The sequence below is a fragment of the Enterococcus sp. DIV2419 genome, assembly GCF_051711865.1.
Taxonomy (GTDB): Bacteria; Bacillota; Bacilli; order Lactobacillales; family Enterococcaceae; genus Enterococcus; species Enterococcus faecalis.
Window position 1 is genome coordinate 615351 of the sequence record NZ_JBIONS010000001.1, and the last position, 12600, is coordinate 627950.

A 12600-nucleotide genomic window follows, 5' to 3' on the forward strand; every position below is an offset into this window, starting at 1 on the left:
ATGCAAGTATCGGATCTGTTTATTCGCGAGATGCCGAGTGATTGTTTACCACGAGAACGGCTCTTAGCGATAGGAGAAAAAGCATTATCGAATCAAGAGTTGTTGGCGATTCTGTTACGAACTGGCTCAAAAGAAGCAGACGTGATGACTGTTGCCGCAACGCTATTAAAACAGTTTAAGCAACTTTCTTATTTGCAGCAAGCCACGTTGAACGAGTTAATGGCTATTAAAGGTATTGGACAAGTGAAAGCCATTGAATTACGTGCGGCCATTGAATTGGGGTGTCGAATTTATCAAAGTAGTCAAATCAAATTTGGCAAAGTTACGTCCAGTCAACAAGTCGCTCAACGATTACTCCAAGAGATGAAGGGGCTGCAACAAGAACATTTAATTTGTATTTACTTGAATACCAAGAATGACATTATCCAACAGAAAACGATTTTCAAAGGTTCACTGAATCAAAGTATTGCTCATCCACGCGAAATTTTTCGGGAAGCGGTTAAATATTCTTCTGCTCGCATACTATTAGCTCATAATCATCCATCTGGCAATCCGACACCGTCTCCACAAGATATTCAATTTACCAAACGAATGGAAGAATGTGGCGAAATGATGGGGATTCAATTGTTGGATCATATTATTGTTGGTGATAGCGGATACATTAGTTTGAGAGAAGAGAATTTTTTTGCTTCAGAATGAGGACAATTCTTGCAAAAATATTTTATCACGTGTAAAATGAAAGGGTAATCTTGTTTGGAATTATGTAGACTTTTTAAATTTTTTTAAATATTCTATTGGAAGCGAGCAAAGTTACGACTATTTATGTGCAAATGCACGAGGAGGAACAAAAGAATGGAACAAGGAACAGTAAAATGGTTTAACGCAGAAAAAGGTTTTGGGTTTATCTCACGCGAAGACGGAAGCGACGTATTCGTACACTTCTCAGCTATCCAAGGTGATGGTTTCAAAACTTTAGAAGAAGGTCAAGCAGTGACTTTCGATGTTGAAGATTCAGACCGTGGCCCTCAAGCAGTTAACGTAGAAAAAAACTAATAAAAAATAATCCAAAAACACCTAACGCATGTTAGGTGTTTTTTTGTTAGAAAAAATAGAGAAGAAAAATGGACAAGCATTTTTCTTCTCTATTAAATGAGAGCTTTATTGATCACTAACTGTGGCAGTCATAATCATTGGCAGAATCATTGGATGACGTTCTGTTTGTTCAAACAAGAAAGGCTGTAAAGCGGTCGTCATGGCTTCGCCTAATTTTGCTTCGGTACAGTTTTTATCTTTCATTGCTTCACGTAGAGCATTGAATAAAAGACGTTGGCCTTCATGAATCATATCACCAGACTCACGCATGTAGACAAAACCACGGGAAAGAATGTCTGGACCAGCCATAATTTCTTTATTTTTAATATCAACTGTTGCTACCGCTAAAACTAAACCTTCTTCAGATAAGATACGACGATCCCGTAAAACAACATTCCCGATATCACCGACACCATTTCCATCAACGTACACGTCATTAGCATTGAAGTGACCAGCAGGACGTGCGCTATCAGCCGTTAAAGCTAAGACATCGCCGTTGCCCATGATAAAGCAATTTTCTTCAGGAACCCCTGTATCTTGAGCGAGCGAAGCATGGATTTTTAACATTCTAAATTCACCATGAACAGGCATGAAATATTTAGGCTTCATCAAGCGAAGCATTAATTTTTGCTCTTCTTGTCCACCGTGACCAGAAGTATGGATATTATTGATTTTTCCGTGGATAACTTCCGCACCGGCTTCAGATAATAAGTTGATTAAACGGTTAACGCTTGTCGTATTCCCAGGAATTGGTGAACTTGAGAAAACAACCGTATCGCCTGGTTGAATACTAATTTGGCGATGTGTACCGTTAGCAATCCGACTAAGCGCGGCCATAGGTTCTCCTTGAGAGCCAGTACATAAAATCATTGTTTCATTTGCTGGCAATTGATTCAGTTCCGCCGCATCGACAAACGTTCCTTTGGGCACTTTGATGTAGCCTAAGCGTTCGCCATTGACAATGGCATTTTCCATGCTACGACCAAAAACAGCAATTTTGCGACCGGTTTTCACGGCTGCATCAGCAGCTTGTTGTAAACGGAAAATGTTTGAAGCAAAACTGGCAAAGATAATCCGACCATCAATTTTTTCAAAGATTTTTAAAATAGAGGTCCCAATTGTTTTTTCGGATTTTGTAAAGGTGGGTATTTCAGCATTGGTACTGTCTGAAAGAAGACAAAGGACGCCTTCTTCACCTAATTTCGCCATTCTGTGTAAGTTGGCTGGCTCGCCAACGGGTGTAAAGTCAAACTTAAAGTCACCTGTTGCGACAATGTTACCAGAAGGCGTTTTAACCACAACGCCCAAGGCATCAGGAATACTGTGAGTCGTCCGGAAAAAGCTAATCGCTGTTTTTCTAAAACGAATCACCGTATCTTCATTAATTTCGTGTAATTCCGCTTCTCGCAATAAACCATGTTCATCTAGTTTGTTGGTAATTAAAGCCAAGGCTAGTGGTCCCGCATAGATTGGGATATTCGCTTGACGTAAAAGATAAGGAACGCCACCAATATGGTCTTCGTGACCGTGGGTAATAACGAGTGCTTTGACTTTATGCAAATTTTGAACGATGTAGCTATAATCTGGAATCACATAGTCAATCCCAAGTAAATCATCTTCTGGGAATTTGATCCCAGCATCAATAATGATAATTTCATCTTGGAATTGTACCCCATATGTGTTTTTTCCAATTTCGCCTAAACCACCGATTGCAAAAACGCCAGTTTCGTTATTTTTTATGTTTACTTTCATGTTAAAACTCCGTTAGAGTGAAGTCCGCATGTTCTTGCTCGTAAGCAAGATGTTTTTCGTCTAATAATTGAACGTATTCAATATTGTATGGGGTATTTTCTTCAACTAATTGGCGCACGATTACATCGCTATCGGCTTCCATGTAAAGAGATTTTGTGTCTTCTCTTTTTGGGTTTCTGATTTTTGTTTCTTGATAGTATACTTTGTAAATCATCGATTCATTTCTCCTTCAGCTACTAATAGTAGCAATTTATAGTTTTTTTCATTTTAAGACAGAAAATTAAACACAACAAAACGAGGTGCTGATCACCTAAAAAAGAATGCTCATCAAAAACATCTGTTAATGATGAAATGAAGCCTCGACTTTGCTTCATTCTGGGTATTTGATTTTATGTGTTCTTTTTCAACCGTCCCGTGTGTTGTGAATAACAACAATTAAGCTTATTTTATCATAGAATGATAAGGAAGTATAGAAACACTCACTGGACTTTTAAAAAAAACAAACTTCTTGTTTCGCCTTATTCTTGATCAAGTTCGAGTGCCTTTTTTTTAGGACGCCAATACCAACTTAAGCCAATCACGTGAGCTAAATAAACAATCGCTAAAGTCGTAGTCATCAACGTATTTCGGACAATTAAACACGGAATGGCAAATAAAAGAAACATGGAAATAAATAGTTTCCATTTGCCTTTACGAGTAATTTTTTTCTCAAAGAAGGCTTCTTGGATGTATTTTTGATAATAAGAAGAAGCTAAAAATTTGTTATAAAGTTTATCTGAACTACGCATCCAAAAAAAGGCCGTTAATAAATAAAAACCAGTGGTGGGTAAAAGCGGCAAAAAGATTCCTAACGTGCCTAAAGCAAACGTACAGGAACCGAGAAAAATGAAGAATAATTTTTTCATTCAAAGGGTCCTTTCAGTTTTTCCCAATTATGGCACAATCAAAAGGAAGTAGCAATTTTAATCGTATAAGTAAATCATTAAAATTATCTATTTTTTAGAAAATCTAAAAGAGAAAGGATAGAAAGAGAAAGGCTGTTTTTTCTAGCCAGACAGCTTGTATTACCGATTTCTTTTTGATACAGTGGGAGTACTAGAAAATTTAAAGTAAGATAAGAAGGAGATGATTAATTGAAGTTAATGTGGCGTTACACAATGCGTTATAAGAAATTACTTTTCGCTGATTTTATTTGTGTGTTTGGTTTTATTTTAATTGAATTAGGCTTGCCGACCATTTTAGCACGAATGATTGACAAAGGAATTATTCCTAAAGATATGGACTATATTTATCAGCAAGGGATTTGGATGGTTGTAATTACGATTATTGGTGTCGCAATGAATATTTTGCTGGGGTACTTTGGTGCCAGAATTACAACAAACATTGTTCGTGATATTCGTGATGATTTATTTGAAAAGATTCAAACTTTCTCACACAGTGAATATGAAAGTATTGGGGTTTCTTCCTTAATTACGCGAACTACCAATGATGCATACCAAATTATGCTCTTCATGGGAAATATTTTACGTCTTGGCTTTATGACGCCAGTGATGTTTATTGCCAGTCTTTACATGGTGATGCGAACGAGTCCGTCGTTAGGAATGTACGTTTTAGGTGCCTTGCCTTTTCTGCTGCTAGCAGTTGTCGGAATTGCTCGTTTGTCAGAACCGTTATCTAAAAAGCAACAAAAGAACTTAGATGGAATCAATGGGATTTTAAGAGAAAATCTTTCTGGATTGCGGGTAATACGCGCATTTGTTAATGAAAAATTTGAAGAATCTCGTTTTAATAAAGTCAATGAAACTTACACTAAAAGTTCAAAAAGTCTGTTTCGTTTAATGGCAGCAGCCCAACCAGGGTTCTTTTTCTTATTTAATATTGTGATGGTCTTAATCATTTGGAGCGGGACTGTTCAAATCAGCCATGGGGATTTAGAAGTTGGGAATTTAATTGCTTTTATTGAATATATTTTTCATGCGCTGTTCTCGTTTATGTTATTTGCCAGTGTCTTTATGATGTATCCACGGGCTGCGGTTTCGGCTTCACGGATTCAAGAAGCCTTAGATATGGAACCAGCTATTCGTGAAGAAGAAGGCGTAACAGAAACAGCTACTAAAGGCTATCTAGAGTTTAAAAATGTAACCTTTGCCTATCCTGGACATGCGGAAAGCCCAGTTATCCGCAATGTAAGTTTTAAGGCATCACCTGGTGAAACAGTGGCCTTTATTGGGAGCACAGGTAGTGGAAAATCAACATTAATTCAATTGATTCCACGGTTTTATGATGTATCAGAAGGTGAAATTTTAATCGATGGAGTGAACGTAAAAGATTACCAACTTAGTGCATTACGCAATAAGATTGGCTATATTCCACAAAAAGCGTTACTTTTTACTGGTACAATTGCTGATAATCTTCGCTACGGTAAGGAAGATGCGACGTTAGAAGAAATGGAACGAGCAATTGACATTGCTCAAGCAACAGAATTTGTTTCACAAAAACCGCAAGGCTATGATGAACCTCTTTCAGAAGGTGGCACGAACTTTTCTGGTGGTCAAAAACAACGTTTAGCTATCGCACGGGCGATTATTCGCAATCCGGAAATTTATATATTTGATGATAGTTTTTCTGCGTTAGATTATCAAACAGATGCAAATTTACGAGCGCGTCTGAAAAAAGAAACAACAGAATCCACTGTTTTAATTGTGGCACAACGTGTTGGAACAATTATGCATGCGGACCGCATTGTTGTTTTAAACGAAGGCGACGTGGTCGGAATTGGCACACATCGTGAATTACTTGAGACTTGTCCAATTTACTATGATATTGCGGCTTCTCAATTGTCAGAGGAGGAATTAGCATGAAACACGCCTTTTCTTCTATGAAACGAATCGGTCGCTATATTAAACCGTACCGAGTGACGTTTTATTTAGTTATTTTATTTACAATATTAACCGTTGCCTTTAATGCAGCGTTGCCTTATTTGACTGGATTACCAACGACAGAAATTAGCCGTAATATTGCGGCTGGCGAATCCATTAATTTTGATTATGTAATCCAATGTTTAATTTGGATTTTAGTTGTGGGAACAGGTTATTGTGTGGCACAATTTTTGTCAGGCTTTTTAATGACGAATGTCGTTCAACAATCCATGCGCGATTTACGTCGCGATATTGAAGAAAAAATCAATCGTTTGCCAGTTTCTTATTTTGATAAGAACCAACAAGGAAATATTTTGTCACGGGTGACGAACGATGTGGACGCTGTCAGCAATGCGATGCAACAAAGTTTTATTAATATCGTTTCGGCAGTCTTAGGTATTGTGATGGCGGTAGTGATGATGTTCTTGATCAATCCGTTGATGGCGATTTTTTCAGTCATTATGATTCCGTTGTCGCTGATTATTTCAAGAACAATTGTTAAAATCTCCCAGAAATATTTCCAAGGAATGCAAAATTCTTTAGGAGACTTAAATGGTTATGTTCAAGAAAATATGACTGGGTTCAGTGTCTTAAAACTATATGGCCGGGAAAAAGAAACTCTTGAAGGTTTTAAACAAGTCAATCACCGTTTAAATGGTTTTGGTTTCAAGGCATCCTTTATCTCAGGATTAATGTTGCCATTGGTTCAAATGACCGCTTATGGGACCTATATCGGGGTAGCTGTCCTTGGTAGTTACTATGTGGTTGCTGGTGTGATTGTAGTGGGGCAATTACAAGCGTTTATTCAATATATTTGGCAAATTAGCCAACCAATGGGGAATATTACGCAGTTGTCTGCAGCTTTACAAAGCGCTTCAGCTTCGACCATGCGGATTTTTGAAATCCTAGATGAACCAGAAGAAGAACTTAACGAACAAGATGTTCCTTTACCAGAACCTATTTTAGGCTCTGTTGAATTTGAAAATGTCAGCTTTAGTTATGACCCAGAAAAACCGTTAATTCGTAATTTGAACTTTAAAGTTGATGCGGGCCAAATGGTTGCGATTGTGGGACCAACTGGCGCTGGGAAAACAACCTTAATCAACTTACTGATGCGTTTTTATGATGTAACAGAAGGCGCCATTAAAATTGATGGTATTGACACGAAAAAAATGAACCGTAGTGATGTCCGATCTGTATTTGGAATGGTATTGCAAGATGCTTGGTTGTATAAAGGTACCATTGCAGATAACATTCGTTTTGGGAAGTTGGATGCCACGGATTATGAAGTTGTCGATGCAGCGAAAACGGCCAATGTGGATCACTTCATTCGGACAATGCCAGACGGGTATGAAATGGAAATCAATTCTGAGGGAGATAACGTTTCCCTTGGTCAAAAACAATTGTTGACCATTGCCCGAGCGGTAATTTCTGATCCGAAAATTTTGATTTTAGATGAGGCGACTAGTTCAGTCGATACACGCTTGGAAGCCTTAATTCAAAAAGCAATGGATCGTGTTATGGAAGGACGAACGAGTTTCGTTATTGCCCACCGCCTATCAACTATTCGTGAAGCTGATTTAATTCTTGTTATGAAACAAGGAGAAATCATTGAAAAAGGTACGCATCATGAGTTGCTGGAACAAGGTGGCTTCTATGAAAAACTATACAATAGTCAATTTGCTGAAGAAGGCGACTATGAGGAATAAAAAGAGGTCGGGACAGAAGCGTTTAACTCCGAGAAATAAGAAGGAATTTCCGAAAATTGTTCTGTAATTTTTGGAGAATTCCGGCTTATTTCCGAAGGAGTTGCTTTTGTTCCCGCCGTTTATCAGTTTTTGAGCGTGGAGCAAAAATCCAAAGTGATTTTTGTCCCACGCTCTTTTCTTGTCTTTTTTACTATGAAAGTGAGGAATTCTTGTCTATACTTAATGAAAAGAGGTGACAGAGTTTGAAAAAAGAATATTTTATTGCTGCTAGTGCAGATGTCTATGGAAACGTACAACTAGCAAAGGATAGTAATATTTGGTTTCAGTCGGTCTTAAGAGGTGACAGTAACACAATTACCATTGGTGAAGGTAGTAATATTCAAGATGGCACGATTATTCATGTTGATGAAGATGCCCCGACAATTGTAGGCAAGTATGTAACGGTGGGCCATCAATGCATGTTACACGGTTGTAAAATCGGTGATGGTGCATTGATTGGCATGGGGTCAACGATTCTGAATAATGCTATTATTGGAGAAAACAGCCTGATTGGTGCGGGCTCTTTAGTGACGGAAGGCAAAATTATCCCGCCAAATGTTTTAGCATTTGGTCGACCTGCGAAGGTTATCCGTCCGTTAACGGCAGCAGAAATAGCCAGTAATCATACGAACGCCTTACATTATGTTCAACGAGCAGAAGAATTTCGCCAACAAAAATACCCGAAACTAACATAGAATTAGGAGGAAAATGATGAAGAAAATTAAAGTAATGACAGTTTTTGGAACACGGCCAGAAGCAATCAAAATGGCCCCTTTAATCAAAGTTTTAGAAGAGCAAAGTCAAGGGTTTGACTCTGTAGTAGTTGTAACAGCGCAACATCGCCAAATGTTGGATCAAGTGTTAGAAGATTTTCAAATTACACCGAATCATGATTTAAATATCATGAAAGATGGGCAAACCTTAACAGATATTACAAGTCGTGTTTTGAATTTATTAACTGAGGTTCTTGTGACAGAACAGCCGGATATTGTCTTGGTTCATGGCGATACAACCACGTCATTTGCGGCTGCATTGGCTGCTTTTTATCAACAGATTCCAGTGGGACATGTGGAAGCAGGATTGCGGACCTGGCAAAAATATTCTCCGTTTCCGGAAGAAATGAATCGTCAACTGGTAGACGTGTTAACTGATATTTATTTTGCCCCAACCACTCAAAGTAAGGACAATTTAATCAAAGAAAATCATCCAAAAGAACATATTTATGTGACTGGCAATACAGCGATTGACGCGATGGCGTACACCGTTGATGCCCACTATCAAAATGATTTATTGGAAAAAATCCCTACAGACCAACGCATTGTACTAATCACAATGCATCGTCGTGAAAATTTAGGCCTGCCAATGGCAAATGTGTTTAAAGCTGTTCGTCGACTTGTAATGGAACATCCAGAAATTGAAGTCATTTTCCCTATGCACAAAAATCCCAAAGTCCGTGAAATAGTAGCGGAACACTTAGGTGAATTAGCTCGTGTGCATTTAATTGAACCATTGGATGTCAAAGATTTTCAAAATTTTGCAGCGAAAAGTGCTTTAATTTTAACTGATTCTGGCGGTGTGCAAGAAGAAGCTCCTTCCTTAGGTGTGCCAGTTTTAGTTTTACGAGATACAACGGAACGTCCAGAAGGCGTAGCGGCAGGAACATTGAAATTGGTTGGTACAGACGAACAAGTAGTCTATCAAGAGGCGAAAACATTATTGACTGATTCTGATGCTTACCACGCGATGGCGCATGCACAAAATCCGTATGGGGATGGTCAAGCTAGCCGCCGAATCGTTGAAGCCATTGCCTATGAAATGCAGCAATCAGATAAAAAACCAGATACGTTTACAGCAAAATAAATAAAAAGGCAGAGAAGCGCTGAAAAATGTGCTTCTTTTGCGTATCTTATTTTGAAGAATCAATTAGACAAAAAATGCTAGAAAGTAGTGAAGTGAAGATGTATCAAACGATTTTATTTGATTTAGATGGCACAATTACGGATTCTGGTAGCGGCATTATGCGTTCTATTTTGTACGCAACAGAACAATTAGGCTGGCCAGCTCCTAGCGAGGAGACGTTACGTTCTTTCATAGGGCCGCCTTTATATGAGTCATTTTTGCACATGGCGCCTTCAGCTGAAGCAGCGCAACAAGCCGTGGGTCATTATCGAGCGTATTATCAGAGAAAAGGTATGTTTGAAAACCATGTGTATCCAGGGATTCCAGAAGTGTTAACAAGGTTAAAGGAAGCGGGAGCAAAGTTATACATTGCGACTTCCAAGCCAGAAGAATTTGCTAAAAAGATTATTACTCATTTTGATTTAGATCGTTATTTTACAGGCATCTATGGAGCGAGTATGGACGGTCATCGTTCTAAAAAAGCAGATGTGATTCAGTATGCATTAACGGAAGCTCAATTAGACCCAACCAAAGAAGCGATTATCATGGTTGGTGATCGTAATCATGACATTCTTGGTGCTCAACAAAATGGCTTAGATAGTATAGGTGTCTTGTATGGATTTGGTGAAGAAACAGAATTACAAGAGGCGGGAGCAACATTCCTAGTACAATCGCCTAAAGACTTAGGTGCTATTTTGCTACAAAATTCTTAATAGAAAATGGATTTTCGATAAATTTAGGAGGATTTTAAGATTTATTATCGTTTCAATAGAAAAGCGCCATCATAGGCTTTAACCGTTGTCAATGATGAATTTTTTATCGGGGAATGACGGTCTTTTTATTAAAAACATTTAATTTTAAAGAGGTTTCATGTATAATAGTTTCAGTCATAAACGATAGAATAGTAAGGAGGGTTAGTTTTGGCTAATGATAACCAAAATAACCAAGATCCCAAATCTTCGCTTAGAGATCAAGTAACTGGGTCTTTAAAAGGTAGAAATGATGGCGATCAACCTGATTCCTCTGAAAAAAATGATAGGTCTCCCCAACCTTCATCTGATGAATCACAAGAAACAGCGAGCCGCACAACACAAACACGTGCAGGTTCTAGAGTTGCTCGAAGACGTGGGAAAGACAAGACGACACAGACAGTCGAAGAGCCAACCCCGATTGAAACAGACGAAAAGCCAACAAATACAAAAAAACAAACACGTAAAAAAGAAGATCGTTTAGTCGGTCGTATCGTGTTAATTGTAGTTTCTGTATTGGTTTTAATGATGGCAATCTTTGGGTTTACTTTTTATAAATATGTAGATGCTGGGCTACAACCACTAGACAAGAACAATAAGAAGCTTGTTCAAGTGCATATCCCAGAAGGATCTTCTAATAAGCAAATTGCTGCGGTTTTAGAAGAAAGCAACGTCATTAAAAGCGGAATGGTTTTTAACTACTACGTAAAATTTAAAAACTTAACAGATTTTCAAGCGGGCTATTATCAAATGTCTCCAAGCATGACACTCGATGAAATTGGTGAAATGCTAAAAGAAGGTGGCACGCCAGAACCAACTAAAATCGCAGATGGCAAAGTAACGATTCCTGAAGGCTACGATATAGATAAAATTGGCGAAGCTATTGAAAAAAATACAGATTTCAAGAAAGCAGATTTCATTGCATTAATGAAAAACGAAGACTTCTTCAATCAAATGAAGGCTAAGTATCCTGATTTACTTGAAAGTGCTGCAACTGCAGAAGGTGTTCGTTATCGCTTAGAAGGCTATTTGTTCCCGGCAACTTATGATTACTACAAAAAAGCAACACTTCCTGAATTTGTCGAACAAATGATTGCTAAAATGAACACAGTAATGGAACAATATACGCCGACAATTCATGCAAAGAATTTAACCAATCAGCAAGTCTTAACGTTAGCTTCACTGGTTGAAAAAGAAGGAGTCAAAGAAGCAGACCGCAAACAAATTGCGCAAGTATTCTTTAACCGCTTGGCTGCTGATATGCCGATCCAATCAGATATTTCTATTTTGTATGCTCTAGGAGAACACAAAGAAACTGTAACGTATGCTGACTTGGAAGTGGACTCGTCTTATAACTTGTATAAAAATACTGGTTATGGACCAGGACCATTAGATAGCCCAAGTGAGGAGTCAATTAAAGCAGTCTTGAATCCGACACCAAGTGACTATTTATACTTTGTAGCAGATATTTCTACAGGAAAAGTCTACTTCTCAAAAACATATGAAGAACATCAAGTATTAGTAGATCAGTATGTCAATAATTCAAGTAGTGAATAAAATGAAAACATAAAAGAGCTTGGTGAATCAATTTTGTATGATTCACCAAGCTTTTAGATACTCAAAAAGTAATCTGTTTAACAGAGGGAAAGAGTAGCAACTAGAAATTTATATAAATAAAATTTAGCAAAATCACAAAAATTCAATAATTATATTTACAATTTAGAAAAAGCGTGGTACTCTTTTGTGGATTGAAAGCGGAATTTTTTTCAATAACCAACCAAGAACTACGTATCGTTAAGCGAAAAAGGAGAATTAACATGGTAGAAAAAGTATATCCAATGACTCTTGAAGGAAAAGAAAAATTAGAACAAGAGCTAGAAGAATTAAAAACAATTAAACGTAAAGAAATCGTAGAGCGTATTAAAATCGCTCGTAGCTTTGGGGATCTTTCAGAGAACTCAGAGTATGAATCAGCTAAAGATGAACAAGCTTTCGTTGAAGGACGTATTACAACGTTAGAAAATATGATTCGTTTTGCAGAAATCATCGATAATGATGGCGTGGACCAAGACGAAGTTTCCATCGGTAAAACAGTTACTTTCCAAGAATTGCCTGATGGAGAAGAAGAGGAATACACAATCGTAGGAAGTGCCGAAGCCGATCCATTTTCTGGTAAAATTTCTAACGATTCACCGATTGCGCAAGCCTTAATTGGTAAACAATTAGGCGACCAAGTGATTATTGCAACACCTGGTGGCGACATGACAGTTAAAATTACAAAAGTTGAAGCAAACTAAATAATTGAGTAGGGCAGGCAGCTTCCAAGGCCTGTCCTTTCGCAATCTATGACATTTAGGGCTAAAGTCCTATGGTAACCTGAGGCGCAAACCACTATGATTAAATAAAATAAACGAGTAAAATAAATGACAGAGGGAGGAGGCA

General features: G+C 37.9%; 12 protein-coding genes. 9 read left to right on the forward strand and 3 right to left on the reverse strand.

All coding sequences use genetic code 11. The features are described from left to right. Together radC and IGI97_RS02870 are read left to right on the forward strand one after the other, a co-directional pair. Positions 1-699, forward strand: coding sequence for a RadC family protein (gene radC, locus IGI97_RS02865; RefSeq protein ID WP_002365188.1), 699 nt, complete (start codon positions 1-3; stop codon positions 697-699). A gap of 153 nt (positions 700-852) precedes the next feature. After that, complete coding sequence (locus IGI97_RS02870; protein WP_002355121.1) at positions 853-1053, forward strand: cold-shock protein; 201 nt, start codon at positions 853-855, stop codon at positions 1051-1053. Positions 1054-1158: 105 nt separating this feature from the next. On the opposite strand, the gene rnjA is transcribed toward IGI97_RS02870, so the two are convergent. From rnjA to IGI97_RS02885, 3 genes are all read right to left on the reverse strand, one after another. After that, positions 1159-2844 (reverse strand): ribonuclease J1, encoded by a 1686-nt coding sequence (rnjA, locus tag IGI97_RS02875; RefSeq protein WP_002355122.1) that lies wholly within the window; start codon positions 2842-2844, stop codon positions 1159-1161. A 1-nt stretch (position 2845) separates the two neighbouring features. After that, entirely contained in the window at positions 2846-3058 is a 213-nt protein-coding gene (locus IGI97_RS02880) for a DNA-directed RNA polymerase subunit epsilon (RefSeq protein ID WP_002355123.1), read from the reverse strand. Between the two features lie 304 nt (positions 3059-3362). After that, a complete protein-coding gene (locus tag IGI97_RS02885; RefSeq protein WP_002355126.1) occupies positions 3363-3749 on the reverse strand; it encodes a YbaN family protein in 387 nt (128 codons plus the stop codon). A 228-nt stretch (positions 3750-3977) separates the two neighbouring features. Here IGI97_RS02885 and efrA point away from each other — a divergent pair, with 228 nt between their 5' ends. From efrA to greA, 7 genes are all read left to right on the forward strand, one after another. Then, on the forward strand, positions 3978-5705 hold the full coding sequence (efrA, locus tag IGI97_RS02890; RefSeq protein WP_010707113.1) for a multidrug efflux ABC transporter subunit EfrA: 1728 nt from the start codon (positions 3978-3980) through the stop codon (positions 5703-5705). Then, positions 5702-7471 carry a multidrug efflux ABC transporter subunit EfrB gene (gene efrB / locus IGI97_RS02895; RefSeq protein WP_002365186.1) on the forward strand — a complete coding sequence of 590 codons (1770 nt, stop codon included), beginning with the start codon at positions 5702-5704 and terminating at the stop codon, positions 7469-7471. Before efrA ends, efrB begins: the two co-directional genes overlap by 4 nt. A gap of 242 nt (positions 7472-7713) precedes the next feature. Further along, positions 7714-8205: a gamma carbonic anhydrase family protein gene (locus IGI97_RS02900; protein WP_002367316.1), complete on the forward strand. Its 492-nt coding sequence runs from the start codon at positions 7714-7716 to the stop codon at positions 8203-8205. Between the two features lie 13 nt (positions 8206-8218). Next, a complete protein-coding gene (wecB, locus tag IGI97_RS02905; protein ID WP_173961953.1) occupies positions 8219-9370 on the forward strand; it encodes a non-hydrolyzing UDP-N-acetylglucosamine 2-epimerase in 1152 nt (383 codons plus the stop codon). Between the two features lie 74 nt (positions 9371-9444). Continuing rightward, the gene (locus tag IGI97_RS02910; RefSeq protein ID WP_002386325.1) at positions 9445-10122 is read left to right on the forward strand and encodes an HAD family hydrolase; all 678 of its coding nucleotides are present in this window, start codon (positions 9445-9447) and stop codon (positions 10120-10122) included. A 207-nt stretch (positions 10123-10329) separates the two neighbouring features. After that, entirely contained in the window at positions 10330-11715 is a 1386-nt protein-coding gene (mltG, locus tag IGI97_RS02915) for an endolytic transglycosylase MltG (RefSeq protein ID WP_002402062.1), read from the forward strand. A 260-nt stretch (positions 11716-11975) separates the two neighbouring features. Continuing rightward, positions 11976-12455, forward strand: a complete 480-nt coding sequence (gene greA, locus IGI97_RS02920; protein ID WP_002355133.1) for a transcription elongation factor GreA — start codon at positions 11976-11978, stop codon at positions 12453-12455. Positions 12456-12600: the final 145 nt, after the last annotated feature.

Coding starts and splice junctions, on each gene's coding strand:
- radC (WP_002365188.1), top strand. CDS start 1: ATGCAAGTATCGGATCTGTTTATTCGCGAGATGCCGAGTGATTGTTTA.
- IGI97_RS02870 (WP_002355121.1), top strand. CDS start 853: ATGGAACAAGGAACAGTAAAATGGTTTAACGCAGAAAAAGGTTTTGGG.
- rnjA (WP_002355122.1), bottom strand. CDS start 2,844: ATGAAAGTAAACATAAAAAATAACGAAACTGGCGTTTTTGCAATCGGT.
- IGI97_RS02880 (WP_002355123.1), bottom strand. CDS start 3,058: ATGATTTACAAAGTATACTATCAAGAAACAAAAATCAGAAACCCAAAA.
- IGI97_RS02885 (WP_002355126.1), bottom strand. CDS start 3,749: ATGAAAAAATTATTCTTCATTTTTCTCGGTTCCTGTACGTTTGCTTTA.
- efrB (WP_002365186.1), top strand. CDS start 5,702: ATGAAACACGCCTTTTCTTCTATGAAACGAATCGGTCGCTATATTAAA.
- wecB (WP_173961953.1), top strand. CDS start 8,219: ATGATGAAGAAAATTAAAGTAATGACAGTTTTTGGAACACGGCCAGAA.
- IGI97_RS02910 (WP_002386325.1), top strand. CDS start 9,445: ATGCTAGAAAGTAGTGAAGTGAAGATGTATCAAACGATTTTATTTGAT.
- greA (WP_002355133.1), top strand. CDS start 11,976: ATGGTAGAAAAAGTATATCCAATGACTCTTGAAGGAAAAGAAAAATTA.